20 protein-coding genes are annotated in these 21855 nt (G+C 63.4%); 7 read left to right on the forward strand and 13 right to left on the reverse strand.

Going from position 1 to position 21855, the window contains the following annotated elements:
- Window positions 1-23: 23 nt before the first annotated feature.
- Together C2I35_RS11020 and acnA are read right to left on the reverse strand one after the other, a co-directional pair.
- On the reverse strand, window positions 24-977 hold the full coding sequence (locus C2I35_RS11020) for a Hint domain-containing protein (protein ID WP_245890470.1): 954 nt from the start codon (window positions 975-977) through the stop codon (window positions 24-26).
- Window positions 978-1331: 354 nt separating this feature from the next.
- Window positions 1332-4121: an aconitate hydratase AcnA gene (acnA, locus tag C2I35_RS11025; RefSeq protein ID WP_103763106.1), complete on the reverse strand. Its 2790-nt coding sequence runs from the start codon at window positions 4119-4121 to the stop codon at window positions 1332-1334.
- Between the two features lie 221 nt (window positions 4122-4342).
- Between acnA and C2I35_RS11030 the strand changes: the two genes are divergently transcribed.
- The gene (locus tag C2I35_RS11030; RefSeq protein WP_103763107.1) at window positions 4343-5062 is read left to right on the forward strand and encodes a DUF1223 domain-containing protein; all 720 of its coding nucleotides are present in this window, start codon (window positions 4343-4345) and stop codon (window positions 5060-5062) included.
- 111 nt (window positions 5063-5173) lie between these two features.
- Here C2I35_RS11030 and C2I35_RS11035 read toward each other — a convergent pair whose 3' ends face one another.
- Window positions 5174-5875, reverse strand: a complete 702-nt coding sequence (locus tag C2I35_RS11035; RefSeq protein WP_103763108.1) for an HAD family hydrolase — start codon at window positions 5873-5875, stop codon at window positions 5174-5176.
- Window positions 5876-5967: 92 nt separating this feature from the next.
- Between C2I35_RS11035 and clpS the strand changes: the two genes are divergently transcribed.
- From clpS to hemF, 4 genes are read left to right on the forward strand one after another with little or no spacing between them, the layout of a single operon-like run.
- On the forward strand, window positions 5968-6306 hold the full coding sequence (gene clpS / locus C2I35_RS11040; RefSeq protein ID WP_103763109.1) for an ATP-dependent Clp protease adapter ClpS: 339 nt from the start codon (window positions 5968-5970) through the stop codon (window positions 6304-6306).
- A 1-nt stretch (window position 6307) separates the two neighbouring features.
- Entirely contained in the window at window positions 6308-7309 is a 1002-nt protein-coding gene (locus tag C2I35_RS11045; protein WP_103763110.1) for a class I SAM-dependent methyltransferase, read from the forward strand.
- A gap of 45 nt (window positions 7310-7354) precedes the next feature.
- Window positions 7355-8155, forward strand: a complete 801-nt coding sequence (locus tag C2I35_RS11050) for an SDR family NAD(P)-dependent oxidoreductase (protein WP_103763111.1) — start codon at window positions 7355-7357, stop codon at window positions 8153-8155.
- Window positions 8156-8199: 44 nt separating this feature from the next.
- Window positions 8200-9087 (forward strand): oxygen-dependent coproporphyrinogen oxidase, encoded by an 888-nt coding sequence (hemF, locus tag C2I35_RS11055; protein ID WP_103763430.1) that lies wholly within the window; start codon window positions 8200-8202, stop codon window positions 9085-9087.
- 146 nt (window positions 9088-9233) lie between these two features.
- Here hemF and C2I35_RS11060 read toward each other — a convergent pair whose 3' ends face one another.
- From C2I35_RS11060 to C2I35_RS11095, 8 genes are all read right to left on the reverse strand, one after another.
- A complete protein-coding gene (locus tag C2I35_RS11060) occupies window positions 9234-10166 on the reverse strand; it encodes a lysophospholipid acyltransferase family protein (protein ID WP_103763112.1) in 933 nt (310 codons plus the stop codon).
- Between the two features lie 31 nt (window positions 10167-10197).
- Entirely contained in the window at window positions 10198-10848 is a 651-nt protein-coding gene (nthA, locus tag C2I35_RS11065; RefSeq protein ID WP_103763113.1) for a nitrile hydratase subunit alpha, read from the reverse strand.
- A 1-nt stretch (window position 10849) separates the two neighbouring features.
- Window positions 10850-11122 (reverse strand): SH3-like domain-containing protein, encoded by a 273-nt coding sequence (locus C2I35_RS22615; protein ID WP_103763114.1) that lies wholly within the window; start codon window positions 11120-11122, stop codon window positions 10850-10852.
- A complete protein-coding gene (locus C2I35_RS22620) occupies window positions 11119-11454 on the reverse strand; it encodes an SH3-like domain-containing protein (protein WP_281255060.1) in 336 nt (111 codons plus the stop codon). Before C2I35_RS22620 ends, C2I35_RS22615 begins: the two co-directional genes overlap by 4 nt.
- A 70-nt stretch (window positions 11455-11524) precedes the next feature.
- A complete protein-coding gene (locus C2I35_RS11080; protein ID WP_103763115.1) occupies window positions 11525-11749 on the reverse strand; it encodes a hypothetical protein in 225 nt (74 codons plus the stop codon).
- Between the two features lie 71 nt (window positions 11750-11820).
- Window positions 11821-12231, reverse strand: coding sequence for a hypothetical protein (locus C2I35_RS11085; protein ID WP_146050015.1), 411 nt, complete (start codon window positions 12229-12231; stop codon window positions 11821-11823).
- The gene (locus tag C2I35_RS11090) at window positions 12207-13979 is read right to left on the reverse strand and encodes a DNA polymerase III subunit gamma/tau (RefSeq protein WP_103763117.1); all 1773 of its coding nucleotides are present in this window, start codon (window positions 13977-13979) and stop codon (window positions 12207-12209) included. Before C2I35_RS11090 ends, C2I35_RS11085 begins: the two co-directional genes overlap by 25 nt.
- A 76-nt stretch (window positions 13980-14055) precedes the next feature.
- Window positions 14056-14448, reverse strand: coding sequence for a YidH family protein (locus tag C2I35_RS11095; RefSeq protein ID WP_103763118.1), 393 nt, complete (start codon window positions 14446-14448; stop codon window positions 14056-14058).
- A 98-nt stretch (window positions 14449-14546) separates the two neighbouring features.
- Between C2I35_RS11095 and ypfJ the strand changes: the two genes are divergently transcribed.
- Together ypfJ and C2I35_RS11105 are read left to right on the forward strand one after the other, a co-directional pair.
- Complete coding sequence (ypfJ, locus tag C2I35_RS11100) at window positions 14547-15377, forward strand: KPN_02809 family neutral zinc metallopeptidase (protein ID WP_103763119.1); 831 nt, start codon at window positions 14547-14549, stop codon at window positions 15375-15377.
- 12 nt (window positions 15378-15389) lie between these two features.
- The gene (locus C2I35_RS11105; protein WP_103763120.1) at window positions 15390-15872 is read left to right on the forward strand and encodes a protein-tyrosine phosphatase family protein; all 483 of its coding nucleotides are present in this window, start codon (window positions 15390-15392) and stop codon (window positions 15870-15872) included.
- A 340-nt stretch (window positions 15873-16212) separates the two neighbouring features.
- Here the strand turns inward: C2I35_RS11105 and C2I35_RS11110 are convergent, their stop codons facing one another.
- Both C2I35_RS11110 and C2I35_RS11115 read right to left on the reverse strand, forming a co-directional pair.
- Window positions 16213-16656 carry a hypothetical protein gene (locus tag C2I35_RS11110; protein ID WP_103763121.1) on the reverse strand — a complete coding sequence of 148 codons (444 nt, stop codon included), beginning with the start codon at window positions 16654-16656 and terminating at the stop codon, window positions 16213-16215.
- Window positions 16653-21530 carry a DEAD/DEAH box helicase gene (locus tag C2I35_RS11115; RefSeq protein ID WP_103763122.1) on the reverse strand — a complete coding sequence of 1626 codons (4878 nt, stop codon included), beginning with the start codon at window positions 21528-21530 and terminating at the stop codon, window positions 16653-16655. Before C2I35_RS11115 ends, C2I35_RS11110 begins: the two co-directional genes overlap by 4 nt.
- Window positions 21531-21855: the final 325 nt, after the last annotated feature.

Below are 21855 nucleotides of genomic sequence, written 5' to 3' on the forward strand. Positions count from 1 at the left end.
ACATCTCGCGTGACGCACAGGCCCTAGGAGGCCTGCGCGATGGGAAATGTCTGGGCATGGATGTTCAAACGGTCCCGTATGCTTTGCGGCACCAGGCGCGCGGCGCTGATGCGGGGCAGGGGCATCTCGACGATGGTGCGGTCATCGCCAAAGAGGTCGACATACTCGGCGTAGTTGTCGAACTTCTGACGGCTGACATAATCGATGAACGTCTCAGCCGCTGCACCATTGGCGACGATCACGTCATGCTCTTCCGTTTCGATATGGTAGTAGGTGACGCGGTCCGGCAGGTCCGTCATCGGAACCCAGTCGATGGTGGTGCCGTTCACCAGCGCCGAAGCATTGATCACCAAGCCATCAAGGATCATGCCGTGGTCGCCCGTGACGGTCAGGTCGTTGTGCGGCAGCCCGTCGCCCAAAGCGCCCGCTTTGATGCGCACAGGTGCGGCGGCCGCACCAGAGAAGAACGGCAAACGGGTCTGTCGTCCGATCCATTTGACCGGCACCGCGCGGCCCTTTGCCGTGGTCACAAGGTCGCCGGCGCACAGCGCTTCTACCGCGGTTTCTCCGTCAGGGGTGGCGATCAGCGTGCCCGCGGCAAAGCAGGTGGCAAAATCGTCCGTGGAGCGCGAGTCGTAGACGATCGGTTGCGGGAAATTGAAGTCCGACACAGAGAGATAGTCCGGAACAACGATCAGCACCTGAATGATGTTCGGATCCACAAAGCTGGCCGCACCTTGAACCAGGGCCAGTTCCATCGTGCCGCCTCCGACCATGTCCACGTTCAGGGTGCCCAGATATGGCAGTTGCTCGCCCGAGACCGTGGCGACGATTTCGTTCTCCGAAAAGAACATGTCGCCCGCACCATTCCCGTCGTCGAAGGTGAAGTTTTGCACCGTGGTCCCCTCGAAGAACGTGTCGGTGTTCGTGGTGTTCACCTGGTAGGACGCGAAGCCTGAAATCTCATAAGTTGCCATGTGGCGCCTTTTTTTTGCCTGGGGTCATCGAAACATTTTCGCGCAGACCGGTTGAAATGGAATGCTTGCAAAGCTGATCGGCCAATGTCGACCGGCAAAACAAAAATACTTCGGAGAGGTGTGACTTCTGCAACTGACGATGCTGGGTCATGGGCAAAGCCTGGTGGTCCGTTAGCCCCGAAAAGACGCGTTCCAGTGGGGCGTCCCAACGGTGTCCCGCCAAGCCTGGAGCGGTGGCGGGACCCCTTGGCGCAGAGGCGGCCGTCGCATGATCGTCTAGGCATACAAAAAGGCCCCCGGATCAAGCTTCGGGGGCCTTTCTGCGATGTGGTTAGATGCGGACCGGAGGGGGCGTTACTCTGCCGCCATCGGCGCCTGTGCCAGGTTGCGCAGCACATAGTGCAGCACGCCGCCGTGTTCGACGTATTCGATCTCGATCGCCGTATCGATCCGGCACTTGAGAGTGATCTCTTTCGTCGTGCCATCCTTGTAGGTGATCGTGCAGGGCACCTCGGCCTGCGGCTTGATGTCGTCGAGGCCGTGGATCGAGACCTCTTCCTCGCCGGTCAGCTCCAGCGTCTTGCGGGTGTCGCCGCCGGTGAACTCGAACGGGATGACGCCCATCCCGACGAGGTTCGAACGGTGGATACGCTCGAAGTTCTCGGCGATGACGGCCTTGACGCCCAGAAGTGCGGTGCCCTTGGCGGCCCAGTCGCGCGAGGAGCCCGCGCCGTATTGTTCGCCGCCGAAGATCACCAGCGGCGTGCCTTGCTCCTGGTAGGCCATTGCGGCGTCGAAGATCGAGGTCTGTTCGCCGTCGGGGCCCTTGGTGTAGCCGCCTTCGACGCCGTCCAGCATCTCGTTCTTGATACGGATGTTGGCGAAGGTGCCGCGCATCATCACCTCGTGGTTGCCGCGACGCGAGCCGTAGGAGTTGAACTCGCGCACCGGAACCTGCCGTTCGCGCAGGTACTCGCCGGCCGGGGTGGTTTCCTTGAAGGACCCAGCGGGCGAGATGTGGTCGGTCGTGACCATGTCGCCCAGAAGCGCCAGAACGCGGGCGCCCTCGATATTGGAAATCGTGCCCGGGTCCTTGCTCATGCCCTGGAAGTAGGGCGGGTTCTGGACGTAGGTCGATTGCGGCGGCCAGTCGTATGTTTCGGCGTCTGAGGTCTCGACCTGCTGCCATTTCTCGTCGCCCTTGAAGACGTCGGCATACTTGGACTGGAACGCCTCGCGCGTGACGGTCTTTTCGACCAGCTCGGCGATTTCGCTTTGCGACGGCCAGATGTCCTTGAGGTAGACGTCGTTGCCGTTCTTGTCCTGGCCCAGCGGGTCGTTGGCGATGTCGACATTCATGTCGCCCACCAGCGCATAGGCCACGACCAGCGGCGGCGAGGCGAGGTAGTTGGCGCGCACGTCGGGCGAGATGCGGCCCTCGAAGTTGCGGTTGCCCGACAGCACCGAGACGCCGATCAGGTCGCTGTCGTTGATGCATTTCGAGATCGGTTCGGCCAGAGGGCCGGAGTTGCCGATGCAGGTGGTGCAGCCGTAGCCAACGAGGTTGAAGCCGATGGCGTCGAGATCATCCTGAAGCTCGGCGGCTTCCAGATAGTGCGACACCACCTGAGAGCCCGGCGCGAGCGAGGTCTTGACCCAGGGCTTGCGCGTCAGGCCAAGCTCGTGCGCCTTGCGGGCCACGAGGCCGGCGCCGATCATCACGTAGGGGTTGGAGGTGTTGGTACAGGACGTGATCGAGGCGATCACCACCGAGCCGTCGTGCAGCTGGTGCTTGTGGCCCGCCTCGTCGGTGTACCAGCCTTTCTTGTGGTGGCCTTCGTTTCCGGGGATATCGCGCGGCTCGGGTGCGCCGCCTTCACCTTCCCAGCGGGCCTCGGTGTCGGCACTGGCATCCTTGCCTTCGCGGATGCCCTTGACGTAGGCGTGAAAGGCGGTCGCGGCCTTGTCGAGCGCGATGTAGTCCTGCGGGCGCTTGGGGCCGGAGATGGCGGGCACGATCGTGCCCATGTCGAGATGCAGCGTGTCGGTGTAGACCGGGTTGTAATCCGATCCGCGCCAGAAGCCGTTTTCCTTGGCGTAGGTTTCGACCAGCGCGATGCGGTCCTCGTCGCGGCCCGTCTGGCGCAGGTAGCGCAGGGTCTCGTCGTCGATCGGGAAGAAGCCGCAGGTGGCGCCGTATTCGGGGGCCATGTTGGCGATGGTGGCGCGGTCGGCCAGCGGCAGGGTGTCGAGCCCGTCGCCGTAGAACTCGACGAACTTGCCGACGACGCCTTTCTCGCGCAGCATTTCCACGACCTTCAGCACGAGGTCGGTGCCGGTGGTGCCTTCGACCATCTTGCCGGAAAGCTCGAACCCGACGACTTCGGGGATGAGCATCGAGATGGGCTGGCCCAGCATGGCCGCCTCGGCCTCGATCCCGCCGACGCCCCAACCGAGAACGGATGCGCCGTTGACCATGGTAGTGTGACTGTCGGTGCCCACGAGGGTGTCGGGATAGGCGACGGTTTCGCCGTTCTGGTCCTGGTCGGTCCAGACCGTCTGGGCGAGGTATTCGAGGTTCACCTGGTGACAGATGCCGGTGCCCGGCGGCACCACGCGGAAGTTGTTGAACGCCCCCTGGCCCCATTTCAGGAACTGGTAGCGTTCCATGTTCCGCTCGTATTCACGGTCAACGTTCATCTGGAAGGCGCGGGGGTTGCCGAATTCGTCGATCATGACCGAGTGGTCGATCACCAGGTCGACGGGGTTGAGCGGGTTGATCTTTTGCGCGTCGCCGCCCAGTTCCTTGATCCCGTCACGCATTGCCGCGAGGTCCACCACGGCGGGCACGCCGGTAAAGTCCTGCATCAGCACGCGGGCGGGGCGGTAGGCGAGTTCCTTGGTGCCCTTGCCGCCGTCCTTGGCCCAGTCGGAGAAGGCCTTGATGTCATCGGTGGTGACGGTTTTGCCGTCCTCGAAGCGCAGCATGTTTTCCAGCACCACCTTTAGCGCGGCGGGCAGCTTGGAGAAATCGCCCAGGCCCGCCTCTTCGGCGGCGGCGATGGAATAGTAGGCGACGGAGGTGTCACCGACCTTCAGCGTCTTGCGGGTCTTGGAGGAGTCGTGGCCGACTGTAATGGGCATTGGTGGATATCCTTTCACGTATGAAGGCAGGATTGTCTGGCTTGCTTCTGACCCAAACCTGAGAGTCGTTCAAGAGGGGTTTGGCGTTTATTGTATACTATTGCACACAATTTGTGAATGTTACAGTTTTCACGCGACTCTCTCGAAACCTTGATTGGCAGTTTCATGCCGTGATGAATACTCAGAAGCGACGTCACGAACAAACAGGTAGAGCGCCAGGCATGAAAATCAGCAGACTGATCACGGGGCTTGCGGCCGTAGTGCTGTTTTTCGCGGCACCGGCGCTGGCGATGGCGCAGGCGGCGGACCGCCCCGTGGTGGTGGAGCTGTTCACCAGCCAGGGCTGTTCCTCGTGCCCGGCGGCGGACAAGTTCTTTCACAAGCTGGCGGGGCATGAGGGCGTGATCGCGCTGTCGCTGCACGTGGATTACTGGGATTACATCGGCTGGAAGGACAGTTTCGCGAACCCGGCGTACACCAAGCGCCAGCGGGCCTATGCCAAGGCGGCGGATCGGCGGGTGGTTTATACCCCGCAGATGGTGGTCAACGGGGCCGATGACGTGGTGGGCAATCGGGCGATGGACGTGGTGGACGTGATCGACCGGCACCGGCGGCTGCCGCGCACGGTGGACCTGGACCTGATGCGGCAGGGCGAGACGGTCGTGGTGCAGGCGGAACGCCTGGTGGAGCTTGATGGACCGCTTACGGTGCAACTGGTGCGCTACAGGCCCGAAAGCACTGTGCATATCAAGCGCGGCGAGAACGCGGGCCGGACGATCAGCTATGCCAACGTGGTGACCGAGATGCGGAGCCTGGGCGATTGGGACGGGGCCGCGCCGTTGCGCGTCGAGGCAGAGGCCGGGGGCGATGCGCCGGTGGCGGTGCTGTTGCAGAACAAGGGCGGCGCCGGGTTGATCGAGGCGGCGGCGGTTCTGGAATAGATTTGACCGTTGGGGTGTGGTGGGTTTTCACCCACACTACGCGGGAAGCGTCGACCGAGGCACGCGTGGGTTTCACCCACCCTACATTTGCGAATTGATATCGCGCGGCTGTCAGCCGATTTCCTGTACCAGCGCGGGCAACTCTCCCAGGTTTTTCACCTTTCGGAACCGCGTGGCATCTTCGGGCGCGTCGTCCACCTCGTAGCCCCAGGTCAGGTCGTGGGGGACGTGCACGCCCCAGCCGCCCGCCGCGATCACCGGGTTCACGTCCGAACGCAGGGAATTGCCGGCCATCAGCGCACGGGCCGCGCCGTCGCCGTGGCGGTCGAAGATGCGGGTGTAAACCTGAGGTGTCTTGTCCGACACGATCTCGACCGCGTCGAAAAGGTCGCCCAGGCCGGACTGGGCCAGCTTGCGCTCCTGGTCGAGAAGATCGCCCTTTGTAACAAGAAGCACGCGGTGGGTGCCGGCCACCGCCTCGACGGCGTCTCGGGCGTGGGGCAAAAGCTCGATGGGGTGTTCCAGCATCTCGCGGCCCGCAGCGATCAGTTCGGAGATGACCGAAGCGGGCACGCGGCCGTCGGTAACGTCGATGGCGGTTTCGATCATCGACAGGGTAAAGCCCTTGATCCCGAATCCGTAATGCCCGAGATTGCGTTTTTCGGCGGCCAGCAGGTGCTCTGCCAGGTGGTGTCCGTCGACGTAATCGCGCAGGAGATCGGCGAATCTGTCCTGGGTCAGCTTGAAGAAGCGTTCGTTGTGCCAGAGCGTGTCATCGGCATCGAATGCGATTGTCGTGAGAATTTGCGACATTGCGACCCTTGTCCAGGATGCGCCCCCTTTTCAGACGCACTCGGGAAGTTATATAACCCGCTCACGAAACGCCATACGCGCAACGGGGATTGATGCAGCATCAGGTGATCATGTCGGGCAAGGACGATGACGGCGACGGCGATGCCGCCGTGGTGGTCGATACCAAGCCCAAGACCAAGCGGCCACCGCTTTACAAGGTGTTGCTGCTGAACGACGATTATACCCCGATGGAATTCGTCGTGGCAGTGCTGGAACGGTTCTTCGGCATGAACCATGCGCAGGCGTTCGAGATCATGCTGACCGTGCACAAGAAAGGTGTCGCGGTGGTCGGCGTCTTCAGCCACGAGATCGCGGAGACCAAGGTGGGGCAGGTGATGGATTTCGCCCGGCGCCACCAGCATCCGCTGCAATGCACCATGGAAAAGGAATAAGGTGAGCACGGCATCGCGCCTGTCGCTGGCCGTGGAGGATGGCACCATCGCGTGGCCCGAGGTCGCGCGGGTGGCTGTATTTGCGCCGCGCACGGGGGCGGACCTGTCGTCGTTGCCCAAGGACCGCACGCAGATCATCACCCGATTCCGACCCGATTGGGAGGCGTTCCAGGCCGCCGGATGGGACTGTGTGCTGGAGGCCGAGGGGCGGTACGGTGCGGCGGTGGTCTTTGCCACGCGCGCGAAGGCGTTGTGCCAGGGGTTGATCGCGGAGGCCGCCAGCGTCAGCGACGGGATCGTCGTGGTCGACGGGGCAAAGACGGACGGGATCGAATCGATCCTGAAAGCCTGCCGCGGCCGGGCCGAGGTGTCGGCGCCGCTGTCGAAGGCGCATGGCAAGCTGTTCACCATCGACGCCGGGTCTGACTTTTCCGACTGGGCGCTGGCCGAGCACATGACGGTGGAGGAGGATGGCAAAACCTTCGTCACCGCGCCGGGGGTTTTCTCGGCGGACGGGGTAGACCCGGCCTCGCGCCTTTTGGCCGACGCCCTGCCAGAGAAGCTGGGCGCGCAGGTCGTCGATCTCGGCGCGGGCTGGGGGTACCTGGCGCATCACGTACTGCGCCGCGAGAGCGTGCAGGCGCTGCACCTTGTCGAGGCGGATCATGTCGCGCTGGACTGTGCGCGCCAGAACGTTAGCGACGCTCGCGCCGCGTTCCACTGGGCCGATGCGCTGACCTGGGCCGCGCCGGGGCCGGTGGATGCGGTGGTAATGAACCCGCCGTTTCATATCGGACGGTCGAGCGACCCGGGTCTTGGGCGCGCCTTCATTCGGTCCGCGGCGCGGATGCTGTCGCCGCGTGGGCAGCTTTTCATGGTCGCCAACCGGCATCTGCCCTATGACGGCGATCTTTCGGCGGCGTTCGGTGAGGTGCGCGAGATCGGCGGCGACAACCGGTTCAAGATCGTGCAGGCGGCAAGACCGGCTCGCACCCGCGGCTGAGTTGCGCTAGACAGGTCCGACGGGCCATCAGGGAGAGATCGAGCCATGTCCTTTTCGATACAGGGAAAGACGGTCATCGTGACCGGCGCGGCGAGCGGCGTGGGCCTCGCCATCGGGCGGCATTTCGTCGACAAGGGGGCGAACGTGATGTTCGCCGACATGAACGAGAAGCTTCTGAAGCACGAGCTGGGCGAGAACGAGGATGGCGCGAACAAGCGCTGGTTCGCGGGGGATCTGCGGGAAAAGCTGACGCAGGCGAACCTGTTGTCGGCGACGATCGACGCCTTTGACGATGTGGACGTTCTGGTGAACGCGTGGCGGCAATTGCTGCCGTCGGACCCGCTGAACCCCGATGACGACGCGGTGGAGCAATTGCTGAACCAGAACCTGATGACGGCGCTGCGGCTGAGCCAGCTGGTGGCGAAACGGATGATCAAGCAGGCGGAAGGGCAAGAGGAAGGCCCGGTGGGCTCTATCGTGAACCTGTCGTCCATTGCCGGGCGGCGGACGCATCCCGACCTGCTGGGCTATTCCATCGCGTCGGCGGCAGTGGACCAGATGACCCGCAGCCTGGCCGTGGCGCTGGCGCCGCACCGGATCCGGGTGAACGCGGTTGCTTTCGGCTCGGTCATGAGCGCGTCGTTGAAGGACACGTTGCGCGACAACAAGGACTTTCGCGAAGATATCGAGGCGCATACGCCACTGGGGCGGATCGCGGCGCCGAACGAGATGGCGGAGGCGGTGCAGTACCTGGCCTGCGACGGATCGAGCTTCATGACCGGGCAGATCATGACGGTGGATGGCGGCCGGTCGCTGCTTGACCCGGTGTCGGCCCCGGCTCACTAATGCGCTCGTCCGCCCGGATGGGCGGGCCCGCTGAAGGAAGTACGATGACAGACATGAACGAACAGAAAAGCCGCGCAGCAACGTGGTTTCACCAGCTGCGCGACGAGATCGTCGCGGCCTTCGAGGCGCTGGAGGACAGCCAAGTAAACGGCCCGCTGTCGGACGCGGAACCGGGGCGGTTCGAGGTCAAGCCGACCAAACGCACCAGCGACGACGGTTCGGACGCGGGCGGCGGGCTGATGAGCGTGATGCGCGGCGGGCGCGTGTTCGAGAAGGTGGGCGTGAACGTCTCGGAAGTGTTCGGCCAGCTGGGAGAGCAGGCGCAGAAGGCGATGGCGGCGCGGGGCGTGCCGGGGATGCAAGACGACCCCAGCTTCTGGGCGAGCGGAATCAGCCTGGTGGCGCATATGCAGAACCCGCATGTGCCGGCGGTGCACATGAACACGCGGATGTTCTGGACGCCCCATGCGTGGTGGTTCGGGGGCGGATCGGACCTGAATCCTTGCATCGAGTATGACGACGACACCACGCATTTCCACGACCAGCAGAAGGCGCATCTGGATCCCCACGGGGAAGATATCTACCCGGCGCTGAAGGCCTGGGCGGACGAGTATTTCTATATCCCGCACCGCCACCGGGCGCGGGGCGTGGGCGGTATTTTCATGGATGACCGCAACACCGGCGACTGGGAGGCGGATTTCGCCCTGACACAGGATATCGGCCGGGCCTTCCTGAAAGCCTACGTGCCGCTGGTGGAAAAGCGCCGCGCACAGGACTGGAGCGACGCCGACAAGGAGGCGCAGCTGGTGCATCGCGGGCTTTATGCCGAATACAACCTTGTCTACGACCGGGGCACCAAGTTCGGGCTGGCCACGGGGCATGATGCCGATGCGGTGCTGATGAGCCTGCCGCCGCTCGCGAAGTGGACCTGAGCGCGAAAAGAGTTTCATGCCTCCGGCGGGAGTATTTCGGGAACAGTGAAACTGTGATCGGCTTCACTGTTCGGTCAATACTCCGGGGTGCTCGAGGGGCTGGCCCCTCGACGAATAATAGAGCGCGGCGCAGCCGCACCTTTGGATCAGGCTTTCTCTTCCAGTTCGCGCAGGTAGTCGGCGCCGCGCTCGGCCATAGGGCCGGTGCCATCTTTCCAGCGCCGGTGAATCCAGAACCATTGTTCCATGTTGTCGCGCACGGCCGCTTCCAGCCGGGTATTGAATTCGCGCGTCATTGTAACCGGGTCGGAATGGGCGATGGGCGTCTCTGTGTGGATGGTGAAGTGGAGGCCGTCAGGATCGCGCAGCCCCCAGACCGGGACCAGCAGGGCGTCGAATTTCAGCGCCATTTCGGCGGTGGCGAGGGACGTCAGTGCGGGCTTGCCGAAGAAGTCGAGCGGCACGCCGTCATGGGCGTTGAGGTCGTTCAGGATCGCCAGCACGCCGCCCGAGCGCAGGTGCTTGACCATTTGCATCATGCCTTTGCGCCCCTGTTCGAACATCGGTTCACTGAGCGCGGCCATGGCGCGGACGTAATGCGTATTGAAGGGCCGGTTGGCCATGGGGCGGTAGAACACGCCCATGTTGAAACCCTGTTCCATCATCGCCATGCGCGCGGCATTGAAGCTGCCGAAATGGCCGGTGACGAAGATGACCGGGCGGCCGGCGTCGCGGGCGGCACGGATATCGGGCAGGCCGGGGCCGACGACGGGCGACTTGCGGGCGTGGTCGGGGAACTCGGGCGAGTAGAGCTCCATCATGTTGCGCCCGGCGTTGTCGGGCACGCGGCGGGCCAGTGTCTCGATTTCGGATCGCGACAGGTCGGGGCGAACGAGGGCGAGGTTTTCGCGCACGCGATTGCGATAGCCCGCGAGCGGCGCCAGGATGCGCGTGGTCAGCCACGCCGCGAAGGGCACACGCCAGCGGTAGGGCAGAAGGCCGGCCATGCGGATGGGGGCCACGAGGACCGCGCCGGTCAGGCGTTCGCCGAGGGGGATTTTTTCGGGCTCGCTGCTCATGGGCAGGGGATACGCCGGGGGCGGGGCTGCCTCAAGTGTTTTCGGGCACGAGGGCCAGGCCGGTGCCGATCATGGAGTCGCGGGTGACCAGTCTGGCCAGCGCGGCGGCGTCCATGCCATCAGTGCCTTCGGGCCGGGCGGGCAGCACGATGTAGCGCATGTCGGCGGTGCTGTCGTGGACGCGGATTTGCGTCGTCTGGGGCAGCTCCACGCCGAATTCGCGCAGCACCGCGCGGGGTTCGCGGACCGCGCGGGAGCGGTAGGCGCGGGTCTTGTACCAGTCGGGCGGCAGGCCCAGCAGGTTGCGCGGGTAGCACGAACAGAGCGTGCAGACGATCATGTTGTGGGTGTCGGCAGTGTTCTCGACCGCCACGAGGTGCAGCGGCCCGATGTCGAAGCCCATTTCGCGCGTGGCATCGCCGGCATTGTCCATGAGCCGCGCCTTGAACTCCGGATCGGTCCAGGCGCGGGCCACCACGGCGGCACCGTTGGCCGGGGAGCGGGCATCCATGGCGTCGATCTGGGTGGCGATCTCTGCCGGTGTGAGGTGGCCCTTTTCGATCAGGAGTTCGCGTACGGCGATTTCCATGCGCTGGAAATAGGTGAGGGGGGCGTCGTTGTCCTGCCGGTAGGGGTGGCCGGAAGGCGAGAGATGATCATGGTCGTGGTGGTCGTGCGGCATGTCAGGCCTCTTCCAGCCAATGGTCGTAGATTTCGGCATCCAAGGTATCGGTGGGGTTTTCCGCGGCGTCGCCCCAGAGTTCGGCCATGGAAAAGCGGACGCGGTAGAGGGTCTTTTCGGCTGCGGGCAGGCCGTAGGCGAGTTGCTCTGGGTTCTTGAAGCGCCCGAGGATGCGCTCGATCTCTCCGGTCTTGCCGCGCAGGTAAAAGGGCGCGCGGATGTGGCCCGGCGGGGTCATCGTCTTCACGCGGACCTTGGTGCCTGCGGACGTCATTCCTGCGCCTCGCCATAGGTTGGGCCGCGTTTGGCGATTTCTTCCATGCGCTGGCCCAGTTCCTCGAGGCTGTAGACGCCCGCCTCGACCAGGTTCTGGTTCGTGGCGGCTATCCAGCGGTCGTAATAGGAGTATTTCTCGAACGCGTCCTCGCCCATGTCCTCGAGCGCGCGCCTGAGGCCGTCGACGGTGAAGAGACCCTTGGCGCCGCAGAGCACCATGAGGGCGTCGACGCGTTTTTCCCAAAGGGCGAAGTCGTGGCTTTCCATCGGGATGGGGCCGGCGGAGTGTCCGCCCATGTCGTGCCAGCGGCGTTCAGGAGTATCGGTCATGGTCGCAGGTTAGGACGGCGGGGCGGGGCCTGTCCATGGGTTTGCGCGAGCGCGTGGGTTTTCACCCACCCTACGCGATGTAGCCTTCGCCATTGCACAGCCCGCAGCGGGTGGTCTTGCGTCCGAAGCAGCCGTCGCAGCGATCATGAATGGGTTTCCCGACGCGGTCGAGCCGCCGATGCGTGGTGCCGTGGCCAAAGCAGACCTGACAGGGCGCCTGTCCCGATCCGGTGCAGCGGTGGCAGCGGCGCATCTGCGGGTGCTCTTGGTAGAGTCTGTTGAATCCGACTTTCATGACAAGGTCCTTTTCCCCGCCATACCCCGTGAATCGGGCATTTTGAGGGCCGGATCGCGGCCAGCTCGGTGTCAGCCCTTCGCGTCCTCGTCGCGTGGTTTGCCGGTGTAGAGCAACAAGCCCACGCCGATGGCCATGACGATGGCGACGAAGAGTGCCGGGGATCCGATGCAGCCTTCCTGCGCTGCGGCGATGCGCTGGCCGCCTGTGGGGTCGTAGATCGTGAAGGCCGAGACGAGGAGGCTCCAGCCGACAAAGACCGCCAGCGCGCCCCATGCGCTGCGAAAGCGCAGAACGAGGGCGGAGGCAAGGAGCAGGGCCAGCGCGGCGGGTGAGCCGAAGAGCAGGATCGCCTCTTCCCATGCCGGGACGGGCGCGCCGTCCCAGTCGGGGCGGACCTTGGCGCAGACCTCCTGCGCGCGGGCGGTGGCGGGCAGGATCAGGGGCGCGGAGAGGATCAATCCTCTTCGAAGGGGTCCCATTCGTCGTCCACTTCGGGTAGCGCGTCGGCCTGCGCCTCGGCGGCGATGTCCTCGGGCGTGCGGATATCGTCGATGCGGGCCTCGGGGAAGGCGGCGAAGACGGCTTGCACCAGCGGGTGTTCGCGGGCCTCGGCCTCGAGCGCGTTGCGGGCGGCGTCGCGCACCTCGGCGATGGTCTCGCCCCCGCCTTCGTTCACGACCGTGACGCCCCAGCGGTTGCCGGTCCAGGTCTGCAGGCGGGTGCCGAGACGGGCCGCGAGATCGCGGGGGGCGTTTTCCGTGGGGACGAATTCGATGCGGCCCGGTTGGTAGGCGGCGAGGCGCAGCGAGGTCTCGACCTCGACCAGCAGCTTGACGTCGCGATGGGCGCGGATGAGTTCGACCACGTGGTCGAAGGTGGGGTAATGCGCGAGGGAGGCATCGGCCTGCGTCGCTACCGCAGTGACGCCGCCACCGTTGCCGCCGCCAGTGGTTTGCGTCGGGGCATATCCGCCGGACTGGGACGCGGGGGCGCCATGGGTTTCGCCGCCGTTGCCGCCGCTTGGAGGTGTGGGCGCGGGGCCGGTGGGCGGCCCGGAGGGAGGATTGTCGCGCAGCCGGCGCACGAGGTCCTCGGGCGAGGGCAGGTCCGCGACGTGGGTCAGGCGGATGATCGCCATCTCAGCCGCCATCATGGAGTTGGGCGCGGCGGCGACCTCCTCCAGTGCCTTCAGAAGCATCTGCCACATGCGGGTGAGCACGCGCATCGGCAGGGCCTCGGCCATCTGGCCGCCGCGGGTGCGCTCGTCGGGGCCGATGGTGGGGTCCTCTGCGGCCTCGGGCGTGATCTTGACCACGCTGACCCAGTGGGTGACTTCGGCCAGGTCGCGCAGCACCGCCATCGGGTCGGCGCCTTCGGCATATTGCGACGAAAGCTCGGTCAGGGCGCCGGCCGCGTCGCCCTTCATCACAAGATCGAAGAGGTCCATGACGCGGCCCCGGTCGGCGAGGCCCAGCATGGCGCGGACCTGTTCGGCGGTGGTCTCGCCCGCGCCGTGGGAGATGGCCTGATCGAGCAGCGAGGTGGCGTCCCGCGCCGAGCCTTCGGCGGCGCGGGTGATGAGCGCGAGCGCGTCCTCGGCGATTTGTGCGTTCTCGTTGCCGGCGATGCGGCGCAGGAGGTCGAGCATCACCTCGGGTTCGATCCGGCGCAGGTCGAAGCGCTGGCAGCGCGACAGGACCGTCACCGGGACCTTGCGGATCTCGGTGGTGGCGAAGATGAACTTCACGTGCGCGGGGGGTTCCTCGAGCGTCTTCAGAAGCGCGTTGAACGCGCCCGTGGAGAGCATGTGAACCTCGTCGATGATGTAGACCTTGTAGCGGGCCGAGGCCGCGCGGTAGTGCACGCTTTCGATGATTTCGCGGATGTTGCCGACGCCGGTATTCGAGGCCGCGTCCATTTCCAGCACGTCGACATGCCGGCCTTCCATGATTGCCTTGCAATGCTCGCACTCGCCGCACGGGTCGGTGGTGGGGCCGCCCTCGCCATCCGGGCCGATGCAGTTCATGCCCTTTGCGATGATCCGGGCGGTGGTCGTCTTCCCCGTGCCGCGGATGCCGGTCATGATGAAGGCCTGCGCGATGCGGTCGGCCTCGAACGCGTTCTTGAGCGTGCGCACCATCGCGTCCTGCCCGACGAGATCGGCAAAGGTCTCGGGGCGGTATTTCCGGGCCAGCACCTGATAGCCGCTGTCTTGGGTGTCGCTCATGCCACGCCTTTTGGGATTCGAATTTGCGGGCAGAGTAGAGGCGACACGCGCCGGGGTCCAGCAGGGGGTGCGGGGATCACAGGCTCCAGAGGATGGCGCCGGTGGCGAGGGTGGCCAGCGTCATCAGGCTTGCCAGCAGGGTGAAGTTTTTCGTGGGCATGGGCGCGGCATCGTAGGTTTCCATGCTGCTGATGGTCTTGCGGGCCTGGTTACGGGCGGCCCAGAACACGACGATGGCGATGACGAGAAAGGCCGATGCCACGGCCTTGGCGGCCCAGGTGGGCTCGAACGCGCCGAACACGGCCTTGAGGCCAATGGCGACGCCGACCGCACCCAGCCCCGTGCCCATCCAGCTGTTGAAGGTGCGCTCGTTGGCAAGGATCGTGCGGTCCGACGCCCAGTCGGTGCGATTCTCGGCCCACCTGGTTTTCTTGTCCTGCTCGCCGTGGTCGGCGTCGTCCTGTGGCATTCCCGGCTCCTTGCGAAATTTTCGTTCATATTCAGTATATCCGAAAGAACGAAAACCGGGCTATGTTGGTTGCGGTTCATCGTCCTTGGGGGGACATCATGCGGTTGAAAGGGTTTCGGCGCAGCCGGAATATCGAGGATCGGCGCCGGTCCGGCGGGGGTGGGTTGCAGCTTGGCGGAGTCGGTCTGCTGATCGTGCTGGCAATCGGGTATTTCGCCGGAATCGACGTGACGCCGCTGTTGGAAGGCGCGGGCGGACAGCAGAGCACCCCGCGCGAGATCAGCGCCGAGAACGAGGCGGCGGCGGAGTTCACGTCGCGCGTGCTGGCCACCACCGAAGAGGTCTGGGACCAGGTGTTCGAGCAGCAGCTGGGCGAGAGCTATGTGCCGCCGGTGCTCGTGTTGTACGCGGGTGTGACACAAAGCCCCTGTGGCGGGGCGTCGGGGGCGACGGGGCCGTTTTACTGCCCGGCGGATCGCAAGGCGTATCTGGATACCGAGTTCTTCGGCACGCTGTCGCGCGAGCTGGGGGCGAAGGGGGATTTTGCGGCGGCCTACGTGATCGCCCACGAGGTGGCGCATCACGTGCAGAACCAGTTGGGCATCCTGCCGGAGGTGAACCGCGCGCGGCAGCAGGCCAGCCAAGTGGAGGCCAACCGGCTGACGGTGCGCCTGGAATTGCAGGCCGATTGCCTGTCGGGAGTCTGGGCGCGGTCGGTCGAAGGGCTGCTGGAGCCGGGCGACATCGAGGAGGCACTGAACGCGGCGCGGCGGATCGGGGATGATCATCTGCAGAAACGCGCGGGTCGGGTGCCGCAGCCGCATACCTTCACGCATGGCACGTCCGAGCAGCGGTCGCGCTGGTTCGCCACAGGCTACGAGAGCGGCGACGTGCGGTCCTGCGACACGTTCGCAGCGGATCGTCTCTGAGGGCCGGGCGGCATGTCGCAGTTCGTCATATACGCGTTGCCGGTGGCCGAGGGCATTCTCGGCATCGCCCCGATGCCGGGCAGAGGCGGGCATTGGGACGACGATTTGCAGCATCTCGCCGATTGGAAGCCCGCGCTGGTTCTTTCGATGACCACCGTGTCGGAACAGGTCAGCCACGGCCTGACGGATATGGGGGCCGAGATCCAGGACAAGGGCACGAGGTGGATCCACCTGCCTGTCGAGGATATGGGCGTGCCTGCGCCGGAGCGGATCGAGGAGTGGCACATCGCCAGCAAGACTGCGCTGGCCGCACTGCAGGGCGGGGGGCGCGTGTTGATCCACTGTTTCGGAGGCTGCGGGCGCTCCGGTATGGCGGCGCTGCGCCTGATGGTCGAGGCTGGCGAGGACGCGGACGAGGCATTGGAGCGGTTGCGCGCGGTGCGGCCCTGTGCGGTGGAAACCGATGCGCAGTTGAAGTGGGCGCGCGCGGGCTGAGGCGGGGAGAAATTTTTTGTGAAAAAATTTGGGACAGAATTTTTGAAAAATTCTGTTGGCATCGAGTGATGTGGGTTTCTTGGGTTGTTCTGTGGAAGCCTCTCGGGGATGCGGTGCATCCCCTTTCGGCCGACGTAAATCGGACTGCGCCCGGTTTACTTGGGTGAGAGGCTGGACAACGACCTGTGTTTATTAAAATCAATAAGTTAGATGTAGTTTTGTAACCGTGTAACCGCATATGAAATGGGCAAGTGATGTAGCTTTAATTTGACTCCGTCTGCCGTCAGAACACGTCAGCTCTTATCGTTTCAGTGCTAATTGTAGAATCACTAGATGCCCGTCACGGCAGACAGTTGTCCGGATCATCGAGACTGCCCTGCCCTTCGATGCATGAGCGGACGTCGGAAAGCACCTCTTCTGATCGCCGCAGGTCACGTCTAGTTTCCTCCAAATCTTCCAAGGCGATCTGGAATTCTGTGCGCATATCACGAGCTTCTTCCAGAAGCATGTTGTAGTCATCGACCAGTGTATTGAACCGGATCAGCAGGCCATCGTATTCCGCGCCGCACTCGGTCAGGTTCGATTTGCATGTGAACCCTTCGTAGTTGCACTGGTAGCTTTCAAAGCACGCCGCGTCCTGGCTGACGCATTTGCCGCGGCTGGAGCACACCGTATCGCCATATCCAAGGCAGGCGGGACGGTCGCCCATGCCGCAAGAGAAGCTCTGAGCCATCGACATGGACGGTATCACGATGATCGCGAGGAGAAGTCGCAGGATCCTCATGTAGGCAGATCCAGCTTCGGCACATCTCGCACGATCTTCATCGTTTCGAGGCTCACGGTGATCACGCGGCGGAAGAGATCGAGCGGATAGGCCGGGTCGCCCATGGTCTCGTTGGCGTAGTCGTTGGCGTCGTTGACGATGCCGCTGGCCTTGTCGGTCTTGACCACCTGGCGCTCCATCACCCATTCCAGCGCGGGCTTGCCGTTGACGACGTAGTCGTAGGCCTCCAGCGGGATGTCCGTCATGGTGATGTTGGCGTTGTAGATCACCGTGGTCTTGTCCTTGTCGCGGGCCTTGCCGCCGAACTTCATCTTGGTGACGCGGTAGAAGGCCTTGGGGTCGCCCACGTTCCACAGCGCGGGCGTGCCCTGCTTGTAGGTGACGGGGTATGGCTCCACCGTCTCGTAGTTCACGTGTAGGTTGCCAAGGCGCCGGCCGGCGTCGGAGAAGGCGCGGAAGTCGGCGTATGTCTTCACCGCAGGGACGCGGGGCAGTTCCTTGGTCAGGTTGTCGGCGTAGCGGTCGCGGTAGTCGGGCGAATGCAGCAGGCCGTAGACGTAGTAGAAGAGATCCTCCTTGGTGATCTCCTCGCCCGGATAGGCCGCCTGAAAATGCGCCAGCCCGGCATCGGTGATCGCGTCGCGGCGCTGAAGGCCGGAGGACTGGCCTTCGAAGAGGCCGCCCGGCTCCTCATCCTGCTGGTCGTAAAGGTAAAGGGGAACGCTTTGAATTCCGTCCCTGTCGGCGAAATGAATGCTGGGCACGACGTCTGACATGAGTGCCGTGAACTCACCTCTCCCGCCGGGGCCGGACATGCAGATGCATAGATTGTCCTCATGCGCTGTCGGAAAGTATCGCGGCATCAGGTAGCTGCTCCAGTTCAAGCTCTTGTGCTTGTAGACCCAAAGCTTCTGGAACGGCCGATACATTGCAGCCTGTATGACATCGTCATGGAAATCCATATTTCGATGACGTTCGAAGGCCTTCAACGTTGCCTGGCACCATTTGAAATTCTTGCCATCGGTATCAGCCTTGTAGGAAGTGTCTGCTTCTCGGCGCGATACCTGATCGTTGAAGAAATGAATCTGCCCCCGAACACGGTCCTCTAAAGATTTTTTCGATGCGTCATAAACCCAGACGTCGCGATTTGTTTTCAGCCCGGCGGAGTGGGTCTCAAATAGGCCAGCCTTGTCGCCATCCTTTGCAGAAAGCGGGGCGAACTTCTCGAAGTCCTCGGTGCGCTGTGACAGCCAGTCGTGATGCGCGTTGGGCTCAACTTCCACCCACCCGCTCGTATCCGAGATTCCTCGCACATTGCCGAAGTCGCGGATGATGGCCAGCTTCTGTTTTTGGTCAAGATAGTCACCGATGTCATGGAAATAGATGTGCCCATGCTTTGCCGCGTCCGGGTTCTTGACGAAGACGCTGATGGCGATCGGGGCACGGCTGCCAGAGCCGAATATTTTTCCGCCCTCCTTGCGTGATCGCTCGCCACTGGTGCGCTGATTGCCTCGAAGGTGGAAAACGTAAAGGTCTGTAAACTCCTCAGCGAGACACGCCCGCAGCCCGTCCGCTGCTTTGCCATCTACCCATCCTGCGTTCGTGACGAAGGCCACGATGCCTGCATCTCCGATCCGGTCGGAGGCCCAGCGGATAGCCCGTATATAGCTGTCGTAAAGCGACCGCATGTTCGTATTGGCCGAACGCGCCGCATATGTGGACCTGATCCGCTCGTCCAATCCCGGATAGGTGACATTGGCGTTGTCATCATTGGCAGTCGACTGCCCGACGGAGTAAGGCGGGTTGCCCACGATCACCCGGATATCCAGCTCTTTCTGCCGGGTCCGGCGTTCGGAGTTGTCGGGCATGTAGAGCGCCAGTTCGTCGTCGCCCTCATACATCTGGAAGGTGTCGGTGAGGCAGATCCCCTCGAAGGGCACGTAGTCGTTCTTCTTGGCCTCGCCCTGGTAAACCGCCTCGATGTTGATCGCGGCGATGTAGTAGGCCAGCAGGACGATCTCGTTGGCGTGGATCTCGTGGCGATACTTGTGCTCCAGCTCTTCCGGGGCGATCAGGCCGGATTGCAGCAGCCGCGTGATGAAAGTGCCCGTGCCGGTGAAGGGGTCCATGATGTGGACGCCCTTAGACCCGAGAGACTGGCCGAAGTGCTCCCGCAACATCTCGTTGACCGAGTGCAGGATGAAATCGACGATCTCGACCGGCGTGTAGACGATGCCCAGCTTCTCGGTCGTGCGGGGGAAGGCGTTGCGGAAGAACTTGTCGTAGAGCTCGACGATCAGGCGCTGCTTGGCTTGGGGATCGGTGATCCCGTGGGCGCGGTTGCGGACGCTGTCGTAGAACTTTTCGAGATCGCGGGTTTCCTTGTCGATGCGGTTCTCGTCCAGCACGTCCAGCACCTGCTGCATGGCGCGGGAGACGGGGTTCTGGTCGGTGAACTGGTGCCCGGCGAAAAGCGCCTTGAACACGGGACGCGTGATGAGGTGCTGGGCCAGCATCTCGATGGCGTCCTGTTCGGTGATGGAGTCGTTGAGGTCGTCGCGGAGCTCGGCGAGGAAATCGTCGAAGGCCTTGCGGGCGTTGGTGCCGGGTTCGGCCAGGATGCCGGTGATGCGCGAGATGTGGCGCTGCGCGATCTCGGCGATGTTGGTCGCCCAGTCCTCCCAGTAGTCGCGGGTGCCGCACTTCTTGACGATCTTGGCCATAATAGCCTTGGAGAACTCGTCGATGAATAGCTCGTATTGCTCGGCGCTCGGGCCCTCGATGACGATATCGCCGGTGTCGCTCCCTTGGCCGAGCCCGGCCTGCGCTTGCGCCTTGCGGGTTGGCAACTCGGTCACCTCGTGGGTGATGGACCTGAGCTCTTCGGATTCCTTCGTGACGCCGACGATCTCAATCCTGTCGGAGACATCCTGACCGAGCGATGCCTGGTTAATGGTGCCGTCGAAACGTTCGTCATGGGCCCGGAGGGCGTTCAGGATCTGCCAGACGACGCGGTAGCGTTCGTTGTCCTGCAGCGCGACCTCGGGCTCCACCCCTGCTGGCACGCCGACGGGCAGGATCACGTAGCCCATCTTCTTGCCCTCGGCGCGACGCATGACGCGGCCGACGGACTGCACCACGTCGATCAGGGACTTGCGCGGGTGCAGGAACATGATCGCGTCCAGAGCGGGCACGTCGACGCCCTCGGACAGGCAGCGTGCATTGGTCAGGATGCGGGCAGTATTGCCATCGGCCTCTGCCTTGAGCCAGTCGAGCAACTGGTTGCGGGACTTGGCGTTGAAGGTGCCGTCGACGTGCTCGATCTCGATGTCGAGACGGTCGGGCGAGGAGGGCGCATCGTCCTCGATCATCGCGTCGTCGCCGGTGTATTCGGCCACTACATTGGCAAACTCGTCCCGGATCAGCTTGGAGGCGGCGATGCTTTTGCAGAACGCCAAGCCGCGCCTCATGGGCTGCGGGTCGAAGGAAATGTCCTGTTTCAGGTCCTGCTTGGTCAGCGCCTTGTAACAGCCGATGATCTTGGTGGCGTCGTCGAGGTCGAGTTCCGAATTCTGATCCGCCAGGCGTTTCTGGAGGCTGGCGCTTACGAGGCCCTCGTCCATGGCCAGCACGATGACCTTGTAGTCGGTCAACAGGCCTTTCTGCACGGCCCAGCCGAACCCCTTGTGGAGCAGCGTCTTACCGTAGAGGGTTTCGTCATCCATCGATGCCAGGACGGCGGCCTCTTCATCGGCCCGCGTCTTCACCGCATCGCCGAAGATCCGCGGCGTCGCGGTCATGTAGAGGCGTTTGCGCCCCACGACGCAGGCATCGTCGTGGATGCGGACGAAGTTCGACTCTTCCTCGCCGGCCAGCGTCGCGCCGGTCGTGCGGTGCGCCTCGTCGCACACGATCAGGTCGAAGGCGGGGAGGCCCGCCTTCTGCGCGGCATCCAGCACCCCGATGGACTGGTAGGTCGAGAAAACGACCGTCATCCGTTCCGGATCATCCTGACCCGCCTTCTCGACGAGTCGCTCTGGACTGGTCGTGGCCGGGAACGCGAGATCGTGCGCCTCGATCTCGGCCGCATCTTCGTTCGAAACACGGCGCTTGCCGACTTGCGCATCAGAACAAACCGCAAAAGACCGTAGAGGTGTCTCCGTGTCGTTCGTCCATTCCCGAACCGTCTGGGACATCAACGCCAGAGAGGGGACCATGAACAACACGCGACCACCCTTGCCGACCAGATCCTCCGCGATCTTGAGAGAGGTGAACGTCTTGCCGGTGCCGCAGGCCATGATGAGCTTGCCGCGATCCGCCTCGGACAGGCCAGTGCGCGCGGCCTCAAGCGCTTCAATCTGGTGAGGTCTGAGAGATTTCTTCGCTGACAGAACGGCTTCACCGCGAATACCAAAGATTGTCCAATCGATCGGGCTCTCGCGGAGATGCGTGAGGGACAGGCGAACAACCGGGATACTTTGACCAGCGATCATCTCCTCGGCGTTGGCACCCCAGGGAACCTCTGTGGTGTCGATGACGACGCGTCGAACGAAAGGAGCTTTGCCCGACGCCGAGATGAAGCTGTCGATGTCCGCTTTCTGGATCCGGTGCTGCGCCCCGTAGAACTTGCACTGGATCGCGGCGAAACCGTCTTCATTCCGCAGCTGCGCGACGAGGTCGATGCCAACGTCTTTGCCGTTCCAGCCGTGCTGGGCGGCCCAATCCGACCATGACCAAACGTCCGCGTATTCTTCTGCCTGAACCGGGTCTGCGGTCAGGTAGACACACGCCAAGCGCTCGAGATAGGTGCCTTTTTCACGTTCTGTGACAGCAGCTGCGCGATAGGACTGCAATAAATCGTCAAGTGGGCTCATGTGCATTATATCAATTAAATCTGACTTCGACTGACTTCGGACGAGCCGCTGCGGTTACAGCCTACGCGTCATACTCTTGGATTCTCAACCGCTATCCCTTGCGACTTCAATATTTCCCTCAATTCAACGCTCTCGTGATGCAGAGCAGTCGCGTAGATCTTCGGTGCTTGGTCATCTGACATAGTAGTAGCTCCAGTGTGGCTCCAAATCGAACTTACATCATCGAAATCGCTGGTCCTTCCTGGGCATGGATCTTCAGGGCGGAGCCGCGGTAAAGGGCGTTGAAAAGTTGGTATTTCTATCGACCTGACTAAGCGCGTGCTAT

Source organism: Roseovarius confluentis, from assembly GCF_002917925.1.
Taxonomy (GTDB): Bacteria; Pseudomonadota; Alphaproteobacteria; order Rhodobacterales; family Rhodobacteraceae; genus Roseovarius; species Roseovarius confluentis.